Origin of the sequence: Anabaena sp. UHCC 0451, from assembly GCF_034931405.1 — a bacterium.
GTDB lineage: Bacteria > Cyanobacteriota > Cyanobacteriia > Cyanobacteriales > Nostocaceae > RDYJ01.
This window is the reverse complement of sequence record NZ_JAYGHA010000018.1, coordinates 13,083-29,573: the sequence shown is the minus strand read 5'-3', so window position 1 is coordinate 29,573 and position 16,491 is coordinate 13,083. Positions and strand designations below refer to the sequence as shown.

Sequence of the window (16,491 nt, the reverse complement as noted above, 5' to 3'; positions counted from 1 at the left end):
TATGAAGATTGCCAAAGTCGCAGCTATCATTGTCACTTGGAACAAAATTAAAGATGTTTGTTCGCTAATTGAAGACACTAATAAACTTGATTTAAATGGGATATGTCTAGATATTTTCGTTGTTGATAATGCTTCCAATGATGGTACACAAGCTTATCTAGAAGAAAATTATCCTGACATTAAAGTTTTACAGACAGGTGAAAATATCGGTGGTTCAGGTGGTTTTTCTCATGGAATGAAGTTTGTAAGTAACCTGAATTATGATTACATTTGGTTACTAGATAATGATGTGAGATTAGATTATCAAGCTTTGCTTCCTTTAGTAGAAACTTTGCAAAACTATTCTGAAGTAGGTTTAGTAGGTTCTCAAATCAGAAAGTTAGAACAACCAGAGATAATTCAAGAAATAGGTAGTTGTATAAATGTTAACAAGGCTCATTTCAAAACTAATTTTGCCAATTCTTCTATTTTATCTACAGCAGAATTATTAGCAGGTAAAAGTTATTTAACCGTAGATGTATGTGCAGCAGCTTCATTATTATTTCGACGAGAAATAATTACTCAAATAGGAGTATTTGAAAATTACTTTTTACACTTTGATGATGCGGAATGGTGTTTAAGAGCAAAGCAATTTGGGTGGGTGGTTGCTGCTCATCCTGCTTCTATTGTTTGGCATTCTTCACCTGATTTTAAATATCGTCCTTGGATTAGTTATTATGATGAACGTAATCTATGTTATTGCTGGCAAAAACATCACCCAAATTTGTTATTAAAACGTCTTAAATTACTCTTTATAAAGTTAATTTACTATTCATTTACTGGGCGGTTTTTTCTTGTAGATTTTTATTTACAAGGTTTGGGAGATTTTATTAATGGAGTTCAAGGTAAATCTTTAGTTCAACTTTCCTATCAAGAATATTCTCTCCCAGAAATTATTGCTTCTGATAGTAAAATTTTGCTGCAAAAGTCAATATCTGAAAATGTTTGTAAATCTCATTCAGAAATTATTCCTTGGTGTTTACCAAAAAACATTTTTCATAAGTTTTATATCTGGTTAATTGCTTGGTTTTATAAACCTGTAGATGTAGCAATAGTTAGCTGCTATAAACCTAATTTTTTGTACTTCCATTTAGCAAAGAAAGTCTATTTTTTCAATGCTCCAGGTTATCTAGTATTAAATTGGAAGGTTAAAAATGTATTATTGAAAATTCTGCAAGTATTTTATCGGTTGTTGAAAATATATTTGCATACGAGCATTTTCGTTAATAAATCCGCAGTTGCAAAATAACATCTCTCTTCACAATATTGGAAATAATTGCAACCATGTCAAACACAAGTGTCTTGATATCTATAGTTATTTGTACAGCAGATCGTTCTGCTTCTCTGCAAAAAACTATTGCATCTTTAAATCATATAAATTATAACCATTTTGAAGTTATTGTTGTAGATTCTTCATCGGATGACAGTACATTAAAAATGCTGGATTTCATTAAAAAAGATGTGAATTTTAGCATAAAAATATTTACATCTCAGATCAAAAATATTAGTATTTCTAGAAATATAGGAATCCAAAAATCATCTGGAAAGATTATTGCTTTTATAGATGATGATGCAATTCCGCCCACTGACTGGTTAGATAAATTAATAGCAACCTATACTTTATATGGTGATAAATGTGCTGGGGTTGGTGGTACAGTCAGAGATATGACAAAAGCTGGTTATCCCTTGCAATATCATCAAGGAATTACGAATATTATTAGTAATACAATTCCCATTCGTTCTGCTAATGTGATTAACTATAACGAACCGCAGGGTTTTTGGTTTAATGGTTTGATGGGAACAAATTCATCTTACCGTAAAGAATTACTGGAAAAGATTAATGGTTATGATGAATTTTTTGAATATTTTTTAGATGAAACGGATGTATGTTTGCGATTGATTCAAGCAGGTTATGAAATTCACTACTGTGATACTGTTGTAGATCACTATCCTCAACCTAGTCATAATCGTTATGATCAAAAACATCTAACTTGTTGGTATTCTCTAGCTAAAAACACGACTTATTTTGCCTTAAAACACGCTTATCAAAAAATCCCTTTGCCCCTTTTGTTAATACGTCTAGCTTCACTGTTAATTTATCGGTGCTTATTAAGAATTATTCGGCTTAAATTTACCCATCGTCTCAGCAATCAGATTTTATGGCAATATATCCAAGAAGCTTTTAAAGGTGTGCGTGTGGGTTGGAGTGCTGGTATTGCTTGGCATTACGGAAATAATGAGAAAATTCTTAACACCAAACGTATTAGGTTATAATGGATAAAAGATTGTAACTTATCCAAGTAAAATCTATGGCTTTAACCGCACAAGAAATAGAAGCATTAATGCCAGATTGTAGTGAACTACTCAGCGACGAACCAGAAATGGAAAGCTCTTTACATTATACACAACTATTAATATTAGTAACTTGTTTAGAATGGTTGTGGCGTGATAGAGAAGATTTCTTTATCGGAGCAAATCTTAGCATCTACTATAGCCGTCAACAGTTAAAAAATCGAGACTTTAGAGGACCAGACTTTTTTCTAGTCAAAGACACAGAAAAACGCCCTCGTGCTTCTTGGGTAATATGGGAAGAAGACGGTAGATATCCCAATGTGATTATTGAATTACTTTCTGATTCTACTGCTAAAGTGGATAGGGGATTAAAAAAAGAATTGTACCAAAACCGATTTAGAACTCCTGAATATTTTTGGTTTTCACCTAATACCTTAGAATTGGTAGGGTGGCGATTAGTTGGAAATGAATATGAAAGTATTATTCCTTCAGAAAATGACTGGTATTGGAGTCAGGAATTAGGATTGTATTTAGGAGTATTTGAAAGTAGATTGAGATATTTTAGCGTTGAGGGGCGGTTAATACCTACACCTGAAGAAGCTAATTTAGAAGAAATCAGAAAGGCTGAAATTGAACGTATAAAAGCCGAATCTGAAAAACAACGGGCTGAATCTGAAAAACAAAAAGCTGAAGCCGAAAAACAACGGGCTGAATCTGAAAAACAAAAAGCTGAAGCCGAAAAACAACGGGCTGAAGAGGCAGAAGCTAAAGCCGCTATTTTAGCTCAGAGGTTAAGAGATTTAGGTATTGATCCTGAGAGTTTGTAAATAATTTGTCATTCAGTAGATCCCGACTTTTTCTTTTGAGAGAAGTTAGGGATCTATTTGACGTTCAACAGGATTGTTATAGTTTAGGTTAAATTAATACTGAAAATAGTATAGAATGCCGTGGTAACTTGGTTATGCCCTGCGGTGCTTGTGGAGAATGACCCTATCTATCAAAGAAAATTTAATCAAAGACAATTTAACTCGGTTGCAGGTGCAGCGTTATTGGGAACTGCTGCACGTTTTGGTAGTGCGGACTCTCAAAGTGCGTTATCGGGGTTCTTTTCTGGGTGTTTATTGGTCCCTATTGAACCCATTGATCATGACTGGTTTATACACCGCAATTTTTGGAGCTACCTTTTCATCCTATTATGGTAACTCAGTTCTCAACTACGTATTGGCGGCGTTTACAGGACTGGTAGTAATAAATTTTTTCTCAGCTTCCACATCTCAAGCTTTGGTGAGTGTGGTGTATAATGGGGCATTATTAAATAAGATTCGGCTGCCTGTCAGTGTTTTTCCTGTGTCTATGGTAGCAGCTAATGTATTTCAATTTTCCGTGGGGGCATTTCCATTACTGGCATTGATGACTTTATTTAATTCCCAAAGTCTAGTAAATGTACTAGCATTGGTATTTCCATTTCTGGCATTAATTTTTGTTTGCACTGGAGTCGGATTTTTGGTAAGTGCTTTGTATGTTTTTTTTAGAGATTTACCTTACTTTTATGAGTTGGTTAGCTTTGTGATTTGGATCAGTAGTCCGGTATTTTATCCAGCAGCGATCGTACCACCGCAAGTTAAACCATTTCTGAGTTTAAATCCTCTCTTACCAATTATTGAAAGTCTGCGTCAGATTACATTATCAGGTTCGCCTCCAGATTTAGGTTTAATTGGTGCTGCTTTACTGAGTGGCATAATTATTTTGTCGTTGGGATGGACTTGTTTTCATCTGTGGCGACATCAGTTTATGGATTTATTGTAAATGGAAGTTATTCGGCTGGATAAAGTTTCTTTGTGGCGACGTACACAAGAGGAGTTTTCTTACGATTTGAAGAGAACTTTACTTTCTATTGTAGAAGGTAAATATCGTCATCCTGCCAAAAAATTAGTATTAGATAATATTAATTTAGTAGTTGAAAAAGGTGAAAAAATAGGTATAATAGGTGCTAATGGATCTGGTAAATCCACACTGTTAAAAATAATTTCTGGTATTTTACAACCTACAACTGGAACAGTCAGAGTAGGTGGTCAGGTTGCCCCTTTAATTGAACTAGGAGCAGGTTTTGACCCTGACATTTCTGTGATGGACAATATACTGCTTTATGGTGTATTGCTGGGTTTTTCTAGAGCAGAAATGAAGGAAAGAGCGCGGTCTATTTTGGAGTTTGCAGAGTTGGAGGATTATGCTTTAGTTCCAGTTAAGGGTTTATCTTCGGGTATGGTGGCGCGTTTGGGGTTTTCTATTGCTACGGATGTGCAGCCGGATATTTTAATTTTGGATGAGGTTTTATCTGTGGGGGATGAGAGGTTTAAGCATAAGTGTCAGCAGAGGATTGATGATTTTTGGAATGGGGAAACAACTGTTTTGGTGGTTTCTCATGATTTACAGTTTATTAGTACATCCTGTAAAAAGGTGATTTATTTAAGTCAAGGAAATATTAAATTTGCAGGTGATTCACAGGAAGTTGTAGATTATTATTTGCAAAGTGTTAAAGAATCGGAAATAGTTGCTAGTTAGGAATAGGAGTCAGGAGTCAGTAGAAAGAATTAATTATGATAATCTTACCTTGTTTTTTGCTGTCTATTTCTCGTTTTCACTTCCATTTAAAAGACTTTTTGCATAACTAGCAACTTACGTTAATAGTTAACCCATACAATTAATAAGAGAGTTATACAGCAGATTGCAGATCAATGAGGTACAGAATCTAAATTGAAACCTGTACACCAAGATAGTTTTACTCCTGACTCCTGACTCCTGACTCCTGACTCCTGCTGTAAGCGTTGATACTGTTAATTTGTAGTAAATTATTCAGGAGTTATACATCAAATTACACATCAATTCTCAAATAGCGTGGTTTCCTGCTATTCTCATAGTTTATAATTAACTAAAGATAGTAATTTATCCACAAAAAATATATGGCCTTAACAGCAAAAGAAATAGAAGCATTAATGCCAGATTGCACCGAACTACTTAGCGACGAACCAGAAATGGAAAGCTCATTACATTATACACAACTATTAATATTAGTAACTTGTTTAGAATGGTTATGGCGTGATCGAGAAGATTTCTTTATAGGTGCAAATCTCAGTATCTACTATAGCCGACAACAGTTAAAAAATCGAGACTTTAGAGGACCAGACTTTTTTCTAGTCAAAGATACGGAAAAACGTCCGCGTTTGTCTTGGGTAACATGGGAAGAAGACGGTAAATATCCCAATGTAATCATTGAATTACTTTCTGATTCTACAGCCAAAGTAGACAAGGGATTAAAAAAACAGTTGTATCAAAATCAATTCCGCACTCCTGAGTATTTTTGGTTTTCGCCCAATACGTTAGAATTGGTGGGATGGCGATTAACAGACAGTGAATATAAACCTATTCCCGCATCAGAAAATGATTGGTATTGGAGTCAGGAGTTAGGTTTATATCTGGGAGTGTTGGAAGGTAGGTTAAGATATTTTACGGTTGAAGGAAGATTAGTACCTACACCAGAAGAAGCGAATTTACAAGAAATTAAAAAAGCTGAAATTGCTAATCAAAAAGCTGAAATTGCTAATCAAAAAGCTGAGGCTGAACAGAAAAGAGCTAATCAAGCAAAAGCTAAACTAGAACAAGCAGAAACTAAAATGTCGATATTAGCACAAAAATTAAGAGAGTTAAATATTGATCCTGATAGTTTGTAGTAAATTATTCAGGGAAAATAACCTGTCTAGAAAGACAAATCTGATAGTTTTAGGGTGTGTCAGAGAAGATAAATCTTGTAAATAATCTGATTTGTAATATCTGACGCACCATATCAATTAGTTGTGTACTTCCTTTAAGATCAACTGCCTGAATATTTTAACAGTAGCCTGTGGTGGTGCTAAAGAATGAACCGTGAAAAACTCATAGATAATAACAAGTTATAATATACAGTAACTAAATAAAGGAGAAAAATATGACTCTAAACACTCCTATGTTAACGGAAAAAACCTATTATACTCCAGAAGAATATTTGGAATTAGAAAATCAATCGGAAATCAAACATGAATACCTGAATGGAGAAATTATTGCGATGACTGGAGGAACAACAAATCATAATAAATTAGCTTTGAAAATAGCAGCTAAACTTTTAGCAATTTTAGAAGAACAAGGTTATGAAATATATATAGGAGATGTGAATTTGTGGATTGAAACATCTAATCGCTATACTTATCCTGATGTGATGGTAGTAAAAGATAGAGCTATTTATCAAGGTAAAAATCAAACTATTATTACTAATCCGCTTGTTATCATTGAAGTCTTATCAAAATCTACAGCTAACTATGATCAAGGGGATAAATTTGATGCTTATAGAACAATTCCCAGTTTTCAAGAATATGTTTTAGTTTCCCAAACTGAATATTATATTAAACAGTTTGTGAAAAATGAACAAGGTAAATGGGTATTAACTGATTATCGAGGAGAGTCAGAAATTTTAAAGTTGGAATCTGTGGATTTTGAGATAAGTTTAAAACAACTTTATCAGTACATTGATTTTACTCAAAGTGAAGATTAGGTACAATGTTTTATCCAACGATTTTATACTAAAAGTTGAGAAAGCTATCAAGCTAAAAGATGATCCTAATTATTTGCATATTTTAGACAATAGTGCTAGTCAAATACATGGTTACAAAGAGCTAAGAAAATAGATGAACTAATAAATAATTACCTTGTTAATTTGTCAGAACCATGAATAGGAGTAGTATGAAGAGCATCATTTTGACATTTAATATTTATGACGGTTACGCAAAAGTTACGTCTCACCATTTTGCAGAATATCTAATTAATAAAAATTTTAGAGTTTTATATGTATCAGATGCGGTTTCTCCATTTCACTTGTTGAAACTTGATGGAATTAAAACTAACTTCACTAAAATTATTCGTTCTTTTTCCAAAATTAACAACCATCAAAATTTTGCGAGTCTTATACCTTTCACTTTCCTACCAGTTGTTAATACTTTCCCATTTAATTTAAAAGTGTGTAGTGACCTTCATGTACAATCATTAAGTTACCTATTCCATAAAAATATCAATAGCTTTTTAGGAAATAATAAAGATGTTGACTTAATTTGGATTAATAATCCAAAGTTTTATGGAATGATAGAAAAGCTGAAATATAAAAAGCTAGTTTATAGCATAGAAGATGATTTGTTTGAATTTTCACGCATACCTAAAAGTTTAAAATATAATCACGAAAAACTTATCCAAAAAGCTGATGTTGTTACTGTAACTTCTACTCCACTTTTAAAACAAATTAAATCTAAATTTTCAATTAATGAAAAATTATTTTTATTAAGAAATGGAGTTAGTTTTGATCAGTTTAATCAAATTACAGATCAGAGTTTAGACTTGACTCCAGAATTTCAATCTATTCCCCAACCTAGAATTACTTATATAGGAGTTATCTCTGAGTGGTTTGATTTAGATTTGTTATATGAGGCAGCTAAATCTCTGCCAAATTTTTCTTTTGTAATTATAGGACCTGTAGAAATTTCTATAGATAAATTGAAAGACTTGTCCAACATTTATTTTCTGGGTTATAAACCTCATTCAATACTACAAATGTATCTTCAAAAATCTCAAATTGGAATAATTCCTTTCTTAAGAACAAAATTAATAGAATCAGTTAATCCTATTAAATTATATGAATACATGGCTACTGGCTTACCTGTTGTATCAACTACTTGGAGTGAGTTAGAGGATCTAGATTCTCCTGCTTTTTTAGCAAAAGACAATCATGAATTTATTGAATATATAAAACAGATAGTTGCCGAACCAGATGTTATTAATAGAGAATTACTGGTAAAATTTGCTCAAGCTAATACTTGGGAAAATAGATTTACTGAGCTAATGAAAGTTTTAGATTTCATCTAATAAACCAAAAATGGCATATTGTGAGTATAATTTATTTTTTTCATCATCCATCCTTAAATGAATAAATTTTATCATCCTTTAGAAAATCAATTAATCATCAACCTATCCATTATTTTCTCCCAACCAACCGGCATTAGCAACTACGCTTTAAACCTCATTCCCTACCTGAAAACCCTCCAACCTACCCTATTAGCAGCACAAAATTACCCAGATTTCAACTGCTACCCCATCCCTACTAATCTTACACCTGCACACGGAATTAAAGGACATTTAAACCGTCTAATTTGGACACAATCTCAACTACCCAAAATCTATCAAAACCTCAAATCTCAACTTCTATTCTCCCCCATACCAGAAGCACCTCTTTATACTAACTGTCGCTTTATCGTCACAGTTCTTGACTTGATACCTTTACGATTCCCCAAACTCTCACCCCTAACACTGTATCACCGTTATTATATTCCCGAAGTGCTGAATCAAGCACAACATATTATCTCTATTTCCCAAGCAACAGCTAACGATATCACCGAATTTTACCAAATCCCAAGTAATAAAATCACATCTATTCCTTTAGCGTGCGATCGCTCACATTTTCAATTTCTTAACCTTCCTACTAAAAACTATTTCCTATATATCGGCCGTCAACATCCCTACAAAAACCTGCAACGTCTTATCACTGCATTTTCCGCACTACCTAATAGAAATGACTATGAACTGTGGTTAGTTGGACCCACGGATAAACGTTACACCCCATTATTAGAAACGCAAGTTGAAACATTAGGAATAAATCATTTAGTCAAATTTCTCAACTATGTACCTTATGAAGAATTACCAATAATCATAAACCAAGCACTTGCGTTAGTTTTCCCCAGTTTATGGGAAGGTTTTGGTTTACCAGTCTTAGAAGCAATGGCTTGTGGTACACCAGTAATTACTTCTAATCTTTCTTCACTTCCAGAAGTTACGGGAGATGCTGCTATTTTAATTAATCCCTATAATTCAGAAGAAATTACATCAGCAATGCAAAATCTTATTAATGATGAAGAAACCAGAAAACAACTTTCTCAACAAGGTATAAATAGAGCAAATCAATTTAGTTGGGACAAAACCGGAATGGCTACAGTTGAAGTTTTAAAAAACTATCTTTAAGAGAATTTAAGATCCTAAACAGAAGAAAATTCGACAATGGATAAAAAAGAAATTTACTTCAAAACTCAAATATGTAATACTAAAAGTAAGAAAATTCTTACCTAACAATAAAAATATGAAAATTACATCCAAAGGACAAGTAACTATTCCCGTAGAAATACGAGAACGATTAGGACTAACATCTAACACAGAAGTAGAATTTGAAGTAATCGGAGACGCAGTTTACTTAAAGAAAACCAAAGTGAAACCCACCCCTGGTAAAACTCTAATAGAAATGATGCGGGGTAAAGCTACAGTCAAAATGACAACTAATGAAATCATGGCACTAACCCGACAAGGCCAAGTTTAAATCTTTACCTTTATGCAATGGAAAATGTTAAAATTGATTTATAGTGACTATTAAAGGAGAAACCTATGAATACCTCCATAGAACTTCCAAGCGGTAAAATTATCAACATTGCCCGATTTATTGCCCTAATTCCCAATAATAATATTCATAGTAATTATCAACTAATTTTAGAAGGATATCCTCATCCCATCGACTTAGAATCATCAGATGCTCAAAATCTGAAAATAATTTTGCAATCAAAACTAGATCAAGATACCCCATTAGCCACCCATCAATCAACATGGAATCAACAAGAACAACTACAAAAAAATCAAAAAGCAATGGCAATTTTGGCACAACTTATGGAACAAGATAACAATATGTCCGATGAAGAATCTAGGGAAAGACAAGAAATATTTGAAAGTTTCAAAAAAAGAATGGATGCTGAAAGACCACAAGGACAAAAATTGTATTCAGAAGTATGATAGTGTTTATTGACTCCAGTGTACTAGGAATTATTGCCAATCCTAATAAAATTGGTGAACCAAGTAAATGTAGAGAATGGCTTTACAAATTGCTTTCAAAAGGTGTGTATATCTGCTCCTCTCAGATTTGTGATTTTGAGGTTAGAAGAAATCTAATACTAGAATATCAGAGAAAACCTCACTTAAATAGTATTGAGAATTTAGATAAACTTCCAGAAATAATCTCATTTTTACCTATAGACTGGGAATTACTCAAAGAAGCATCTACACTTTGGGCTTCTGCTCGCAGTCAAGGAATACCAACAGCAGATAACAAAAGTTTAGATATTGATATTATTATCCGTAGTCATTGGCAAAAACTTAAAGAAGATTTTGCCGGTCGCTATATTGTCATAGCAACCACCAATGTCAAACATTTAAGTCGCTTTGCTGAAGCAAAAAACTGGATGGATATTCAATTTTAAAAACTTATTAGGCATCTCCGAGAATTAAATGTGCGTGACTTGAAACCCTTGTAGAGACCTTCCATGGAAAGTCTCTACAGTCTTTTTCACCAGATGTCTATTAAAGAAGTTGAGTATCTATCAAATTCCTAATCTTCCCTAACATCCATTGATTGATTATTCTCCGATATCCTCGATCTAATTAATTCTATATCTAAATTCAATTCAGATGCGATCGCCTCCACACTTAAACCCAAACGTAACAACAAAGGTATCATCTCTAACTTACCTTCCGCTTTACCTTGCGCTTTACCCTCTTCCTTCACATCTTGAAAATATCGTGTTTGCTTCAATTCATCTAGTCCAAACATTGCTTCTAACTCCTGACTACTTAAATAAGGAAACTTGTACACCAGTATCTTATCTACCAATTCTAAAACTTTTTCTTGGACTAGCTATGTTTTATCTATTTCACCCAAATTGCTAGTAATTCTATTAAGTATTATCTAAATTCTGTAAATCCTCAAATCCTAGACATCCTGATTTAGACAGTTTATTTAATTATTAAAATGAATCTGACGATAAAAACAGAATCCTCAACTTAGCATTCGATCTATCGTCAGATTTAACAATGGAACTTCCAAAACAAAATAAATTAAAAACTAAAAACTAAAAACCACCATCATTCTTAATTCTTAATTCTTAATTCTCAATTCTTTAAGGTGTTCCCACCGCACCAGAGTAAACCAAACCCCGCTGCATATCCAAAGTCAAAATTGCCCCATCTTTAATTACCTGTGTCGCTTCCTTCACACCCACAATAACAGGTACACCAAGACGTAACCCAATCACCGCTGCGTGACTTGTGAGACTTTCATCTTCAGTAATAATACCGCCAGCTTTGCGAATTGCTTCAACAAAATCAACGCCTGTACTGGATGCCACCAAAATATCACCATGATTAAAATTACTTGCATCCATAGCAGTACGCACTACCCTAGCACGACCACTGACCGAACCTTGTCCTAAACCAATTCCTTGACCTAGTACCGCTGTCACCACTTCCACTTTAATCAAATCTGTTGACCCCGAAACACCCTGAAGTGTACCAGCAGTCATCACCACCAAATCACCCTCTGTCAAGAGGTTTTTTTCCTGAGCTACATTGATAGCGGCTTGGAATGTCTGACCCGTAGAAGGTAATTCTAGCACCAACAGCGGTTTTACTCCCCAGACCATCTGCAACTGTCGCGCCACATTAACGTGAGGTGTAATCGCTAAAATTGGCGTTTTAGGACGGAATTTAGAAACATTGCGAGCAGTAGCTCCCGTTTGTGTCAAAGTCATAATTGCTGCTGCGCCTAAATTCTCAGCAATTTGACCAACCGCTTGACTAATAGCATTAGGAATAGAACGTCTGTTATCTCTGGACAGCCGGGAGTTGGGGTTTTGTGCTTCTTCCTGTTCAATGCGTTCAGCAATTCTCGCCATTGTTGCTACTGCTTCCACCGGGAAACTACCAACCGCAGTTTCATTGGAAAGCATCACCGCATCCGTCCCGTCTAAAATCGCGTTAGCCACATCGGAGACTTCTGCACGGGTAGGACGGGGGTTGCTGACCATGCTATCTAACATTTGGGTGGCGGTGATGATGGGAATACCCATACGGTTTGCTGTAGCAATTAAACGTTTTTGCAGTACAGGTACATCTTCCGCTGGTAATTCTACCCCTAAATCACCTCTAGCAACCATTACACCGTCACACAAAGATAGAACCGCTTCCATTTGTTCTATAGCTTCATGTTTTTCAATTTTGGCAACTACAGGAACGTTTTTACCTGTGCTGGAAATTAGCTCTTTGATTTCGATAATATCCTGGGGGTTGCGAACAAAGGAAAGTGCTACCCAGTCTACACCTTGGTCTAGACCAAACATCAAATCCTCGCGGTCTTTGTCGGTCATGGCTTTGATGGATAAGTAAACTCCCGGAAAGTTAACACCTTTGTTGTTAGAAAGTTTACCAGGTACTGTGACGCGACAATGTAAATCACCTTTATCGCGGTTAATCTCCTCTACTACCATTTCTACACGTCCGTCATCGAGGAGAATTTTTGAACCGACGGGGACTTCTTCTGCTAAATAATCGTAGGTAACGCAGCTAATTTCCTGGGTTCCTACCACTGGGCGATTTGTCAAAGTGAAGCGATCGCCCTTAGCCAAAATTATAAACCCATTTTCAAACCTACCCAAGCGAATTTTTGGACCTTGCAAATCTTGAAGAATAGCAACTGGTCTATTAAGTTCAAAAGCAGTTTGTCGAATTAAACGAATACTACGCTGATGGTCAGCATGAGTTCCGTGGGAAAAATTTAAGCGCAGGGTTGTTGCACCCGCTTCAATAATTGCTTTCAGCATTTCTGGACTGCTGGTAGCAGGTCCAATAGTAGCAACAATTTTGGTGCGGCGCAGAGAATCTCTTAATTGCGTCATGGGCGGATTTCAGGATTTTTTGGATCTATCTGGGAAATAATGGTAAATTAAGCAGCCTCTACTTTTCAGCCACTGCTATATCAATGTCACTAGCAGTTAAAGAGGTAGCTGCGGTATAGATTTGATATCGTACAGTTCAGTTAGTAACTTTATAGACACATATCCTCAAGTTACTTTTTTCGGTGTTAACCGGAATGGTAAACTGTAATACCTGATTCTGGGAGAGCTTTTTTATCAAAGCACTCGTCTAGTTTGAAATCATAACCGTTAATCAACCTATTCATCCCCTAGTCAGCAACACTGCGGTTAAATCTTACTATACAAAAATTTACATAACTTTACTTTTTACTAAGATTTATCATATATTCGTAATGTGTCACAAATAAGGAGTTAATTGAATAATGCTCACGTCGGAGGCAAAAAAGCCACTGACAATCCCACCCAAAGAACTTTTAGCACCTCCTGGTGATTTTAATCCCACAATGTTGCTGTTTTTTGCAGTAGTGACAATGTTGGTATTATCTAACTTTGGTTATTGGGTTTGGGAATGGCCGCATTGGCTATGTTTTAGCATTAATACTCTGTCCTTGCACTGTTCTGGGACAATTATTCATGATGCTTGTCATCAGTCCGCCCATCGTAACCGGGTGATTAATGCTATGTTAGGGCATGGTAGCGCCCTGATTTTAGCTTTTGCTTTTCCAGTATTTACACGGGTACATCTCCAACATCATGGTAATGTTAATGACCCTAAAGACGACCCAGATCATTACGTCTCTACAGGTGGTCCATTGTGGTTGATAGCGGTGCGGTTTTTGTACCATGAAGTATTTTTCTTTCAACGGAAATTGTGGCGTAAATATGAGCTACTAGAATGGTTTATTAGCCGTTTGATTGTAGTTTCTATTTTTTACATTTCCATCCAATATAACTTTTTGGGCTATATTCTCAATTTTTGGTTTATTCCAGCGTTTATAGTGGGAATCGCATTAGGGTTATTTTTTGATTATTTACCCCATCGTCCTTTTGTAGAACGTAATCGCTGGAAAAATGCCCGCGTATATCCTGGTAAAGTTCTCAATATCCTGATTTTGGGACAGAATTACCACCTAATTCATCATTTGTGGCCTTCTATTCCTTGGTATAATTACCAACCTGCTTACTATCTCATGAAGCCGCTGTTAGATGAAAAGGGTAGTCCTCAAACTTCCGGGTTATTGCAGAAAAAGGACTTCTTTGAGTTTGTCTATGATATTTTCATAGGTATTCGATTTCATCAGCACAAAGAATAGGTAAATTTTTCCGGTGGGTTAACGACTGTTTAACCTACCAATAAAAATAACTTACAAGTTAATTTTTCTGAACAATTTGGTATTATTAACAATAGATATATTAAGTCAAGATTCGAGCGCACCGGAAGTTAGGCAAAGTAAAATATTAGAAACAAATAAAAAGCATTGGTTTCCAGCTAAATTGAATAGAAGATTTCGATTTTTACTTTGTAAATATTTAGCACTGAGAGAAAGTTTATGGATACTGAATTAGAACAAAAAATCTACCGTATACTTGTCGAAAATTTGCCTAATGATCATAATTTTGCAAATGTTGTTAATAATTTACTTACACTGGTAGAGCGGGGATGTACTGAAAAAGCTGCATATCATCATGAAAGTGTAGAACATGAAGAGTTTAATTATTGGAGTAATTTTAAACATGAAATATATCAGTTAAGGATTCTCAAGCAACAAGAAAAAATTAAAGCCTATCGAGGAAAACTTAAATGGGAAGACAATCTTGAAGAAATGAGAACAAACTCATGATTATTGTAGATTCAAGTGTATGGATAGACTATTTTAATGGTATAGAAACGCCAGAAGCTAATAAGCTAGATGAACTTTTGGGAGTAGAACCAATTGCTATTGGTGATCTCATTTTGACTGAAGTTTTACAAGGTTTTCGCTCAGATACAGGATATGAAACAGCAAAAGAATTACTGACTTCTCTAACGATTTTTGAGATGTTAGGTTTAGATATTGCTCTCAAAAGTGTTGATAACTATAGATTTCTCCGCAAACGTGGTATTACTATCCGCAAAACGGCAGATGTAATTATTGCAACTTTTTGTATCTCAAATAAACACTCACTTTTATTTACTGATAAAGATTTTCTGCCATTTGTTAATCATCTTGGTTTAATTAGCGTTTTAACAACTATATGACAATTTCCAGGACTTACTAAAAATTTTATTTAGGGCTTGCTGAATAAACATGAAAAGATTACGGGTAAAGGGTTTAAGCCGTTTTCAAGTAAAAAAAAGTGCAAGCTTTTACGAGGTGGAAACTTAAAAACCTTGCATTTAATTGCTACTCAAAGGAAAAATCGCTCCCATCCAACTCTTGAAACTGTTCCCTGTTCCCTGTTCCCTGTTCCCTGCCCTCACGGAAAGACTTTCTCAGCAAACCCTATTTATTGCTTCGTTTATTGAATTATAAAAATAAAAATCTTCTAGTCGGCTTCAGCCGACTTTAACTATTAGACTGGGAATTAATTCCCAGGCTGAATTTAAAACCGTTATTTATATTTTACGCAGTTTGTTCAGATTCATTTTCTACCTTCTGCCCAATTTTTGGTTCCGTACCTGCAAGCAACCTTTCAATATTACTGCGATGACGAATAATTACATATAAACCCCCAGCAATAGTAAATAGAATATATATTAAAGGTTGCTGGAAAACCACCATCAAAATAGAAACAGCAATAGCACCAGAAATTGAACTTAAAGAAACAATTCTCGATATAGCGAAAACCAAAGCAAAAACACCAAAAGTAGCCAAACCAACCTGCCAACACATGGCGAACAAAATACCCAAACTGGTAGCCACAGACTTACCACCAGTAAAACCCAAAAAGATTGATTTACTATGTCCCAAAATTGCCGCTAAACCAACTAAAGTTACTAACAAAGATTGCCATAGTTGCACATCTAAATTTGGCGGTATGAAATTGTAATTGGGAGCAAGATTGAATAAAACATAAACTAGATTTATTGCTAAAACTCCCTTCAAACAATCAACCAATAAAACAAAAGCACCTGGTCCCTTACCCAAAGTTCTCAGGACATTTGTTGCACCAGTTGAACCAGAACCAACTTCTCGAATATCAATACCTTTTAATAACTTACCGACAATATACCCAGTGGGAAAAGAACCCAATAGGTAAGCTAATAAAACCACTACCCCACACAAAGTTAACCACATAGCCATAATTTTATTAGAAGTTCAGAAGTTCAGGAGTTCAGGAGTTCAGGAGTTCAGGAGTCAGGAGT

General features: G+C 34.9%; 17 protein-coding genes and 1 pseudogene. 15 read left to right on the top strand and 3 right to left on the bottom strand.

Features of this window, described 5'->3' with window-relative positions; all coding sequences use genetic code 11:
• The first annotated feature begins 1 nt into the window (after position 1).
• The 12 genes from VB694_RS13985 (at position 2) to VB694_RS13930 (ending at position 10,697) form a co-directional block, all read left to right on the top strand.
• Positions 2–1,288 carry a glycosyltransferase family 2 protein gene (locus VB694_RS13985; protein WP_323360928.1) on the top strand — a complete coding sequence of 429 codons (1,287 nt, stop codon included), beginning with the start codon at positions 2–4 and terminating at the stop codon, positions 1,286–1,288.
• A gap of 35 nt (positions 1,289–1,323) precedes the next feature.
• The gene (locus tag VB694_RS13980) at positions 1,324–2,313 is read left to right on the top strand and encodes a glycosyltransferase family A protein (protein ID WP_323360927.1); all 990 of its coding nucleotides are present in this window, start codon (positions 1,324–1,326) and stop codon (positions 2,311–2,313) included.
• A 35-nt stretch (positions 2,314–2,348) separates the two neighbouring features.
• A complete protein-coding gene (locus VB694_RS13975) occupies positions 2,349–3,158 on the top strand; it encodes a Uma2 family endonuclease (protein ID WP_323360926.1) in 810 nt (269 codons plus the stop codon).
• 157 nt (positions 3,159–3,315) lie between these two features.
• Positions 3,316–4,137: an ABC transporter permease gene (locus tag VB694_RS13970; protein ID WP_323360925.1), complete on the top strand. Its 822-nt coding sequence runs from the start codon at positions 3,316–3,318 to the stop codon at positions 4,135–4,137.
• A complete protein-coding gene (locus VB694_RS13965; RefSeq protein ID WP_323360924.1) occupies positions 4,138–4,893 on the top strand; it encodes an ABC transporter ATP-binding protein in 756 nt (251 codons plus the stop codon). It begins immediately after the preceding gene.
• A 398-nt stretch (positions 4,894–5,291) separates the two neighbouring features.
• A complete protein-coding gene (locus tag VB694_RS13960; RefSeq protein WP_323360923.1) occupies positions 5,292–6,059 on the top strand; it encodes a Uma2 family endonuclease in 768 nt (255 codons plus the stop codon).
• A 254-nt stretch (positions 6,060–6,313) separates the two neighbouring features.
• Complete coding sequence (locus tag VB694_RS13955; protein WP_323360922.1) at positions 6,314–6,913, top strand: Uma2 family endonuclease; 600 nt, start codon at positions 6,314–6,316, stop codon at positions 6,911–6,913.
• A 188-nt stretch (positions 6,914–7,101) separates the two neighbouring features.
• Entirely contained in the window at positions 7,102–8,271 is a 1,170-nt protein-coding gene (locus VB694_RS13950; protein ID WP_323360921.1) for a glycosyltransferase, read from the top strand.
• Positions 8,272–8,328: 57 nt separating this feature from the next.
• Entirely contained in the window at positions 8,329–9,420 is a 1,092-nt protein-coding gene (locus VB694_RS13945; RefSeq protein ID WP_323360920.1) for a glycosyltransferase family 1 protein, read from the top strand.
• A 115-nt stretch (positions 9,421–9,535) separates the two neighbouring features.
• Positions 9,536–9,769 (top strand): AbrB/MazE/SpoVT family DNA-binding domain-containing protein, encoded by a 234-nt coding sequence (locus VB694_RS13940; protein WP_323360919.1) that lies wholly within the window; start codon positions 9,536–9,538, stop codon positions 9,767–9,769.
• Between the two features lie 65 nt (positions 9,770–9,834).
• Positions 9,835–10,233: a hypothetical protein gene (locus tag VB694_RS13935; RefSeq protein ID WP_323360918.1), complete on the top strand. Its 399-nt coding sequence runs from the start codon at positions 9,835–9,837 to the stop codon at positions 10,231–10,233.
• Entirely contained in the window at positions 10,230–10,697 is a 468-nt protein-coding gene (locus VB694_RS13930) for a type II toxin-antitoxin system VapC family toxin (protein ID WP_323360917.1), read from the top strand. The genes VB694_RS13935 and VB694_RS13930 overlap by 4 nt, the downstream gene beginning before the upstream one ends.
• A gap of 128 nt (positions 10,698–10,825) precedes the next feature.
• Here VB694_RS13930 and VB694_RS13925 read toward each other — a convergent pair.
• Together VB694_RS13925 and pyk are read right to left on the bottom strand one after the other, a co-directional pair.
• Positions 10,826–11,113 (bottom strand): annotated as a pseudogene (locus VB694_RS13925) (flagellar assembly protein H); the annotation flags it as partial.
• A gap of 280 nt (positions 11,114–11,393) precedes the next feature.
• Positions 11,394–13,166, bottom strand: coding sequence for a pyruvate kinase (gene pyk / locus VB694_RS13920; protein WP_323360916.1), 1,773 nt, complete (start codon positions 13,164–13,166; stop codon positions 11,394–11,396).
• 401 nt (positions 13,167–13,567) lie between these two features.
• Between pyk and crtR the strand changes: the two genes are divergently transcribed.
• The 3 genes from crtR to VB694_RS13905 all read left to right on the top strand — a co-directional run bounded on the left by crtR (position 13,568) and on the right by VB694_RS13905 (position 15,384).
• Positions 13,568–14,458 carry a beta-carotene hydroxylase gene (gene crtR, locus VB694_RS13915; protein WP_323360915.1) on the top strand — a complete coding sequence of 297 codons (891 nt, stop codon included), beginning with the start codon at positions 13,568–13,570 and terminating at the stop codon, positions 14,456–14,458.
• A 237-nt stretch (positions 14,459–14,695) separates the two neighbouring features.
• Positions 14,696–14,986, top strand: coding sequence for a hypothetical protein (locus tag VB694_RS13910; RefSeq protein WP_323360914.1), 291 nt, complete (start codon positions 14,696–14,698; stop codon positions 14,984–14,986).
• A complete protein-coding gene (locus VB694_RS13905) occupies positions 14,983–15,384 on the top strand; it encodes a PIN domain nuclease (protein WP_323360913.1) in 402 nt (133 codons plus the stop codon). The genes VB694_RS13910 and VB694_RS13905 overlap by 4 nt, the downstream gene beginning before the upstream one ends.
• A 364-nt stretch (positions 15,385–15,748) precedes the next feature.
• Here the strand turns inward: VB694_RS13905 and plsY are convergent, their stop codons facing one another.
• The gene (gene plsY, locus VB694_RS13900; protein ID WP_323360912.1) at positions 15,749–16,429 is read right to left on the bottom strand and encodes a glycerol-3-phosphate 1-O-acyltransferase PlsY; all 681 of its coding nucleotides are present in this window, start codon (positions 16,427–16,429) and stop codon (positions 15,749–15,751) included.
• Between the last annotated feature and the right edge of the window lie 62 nt (positions 16,430–16,491).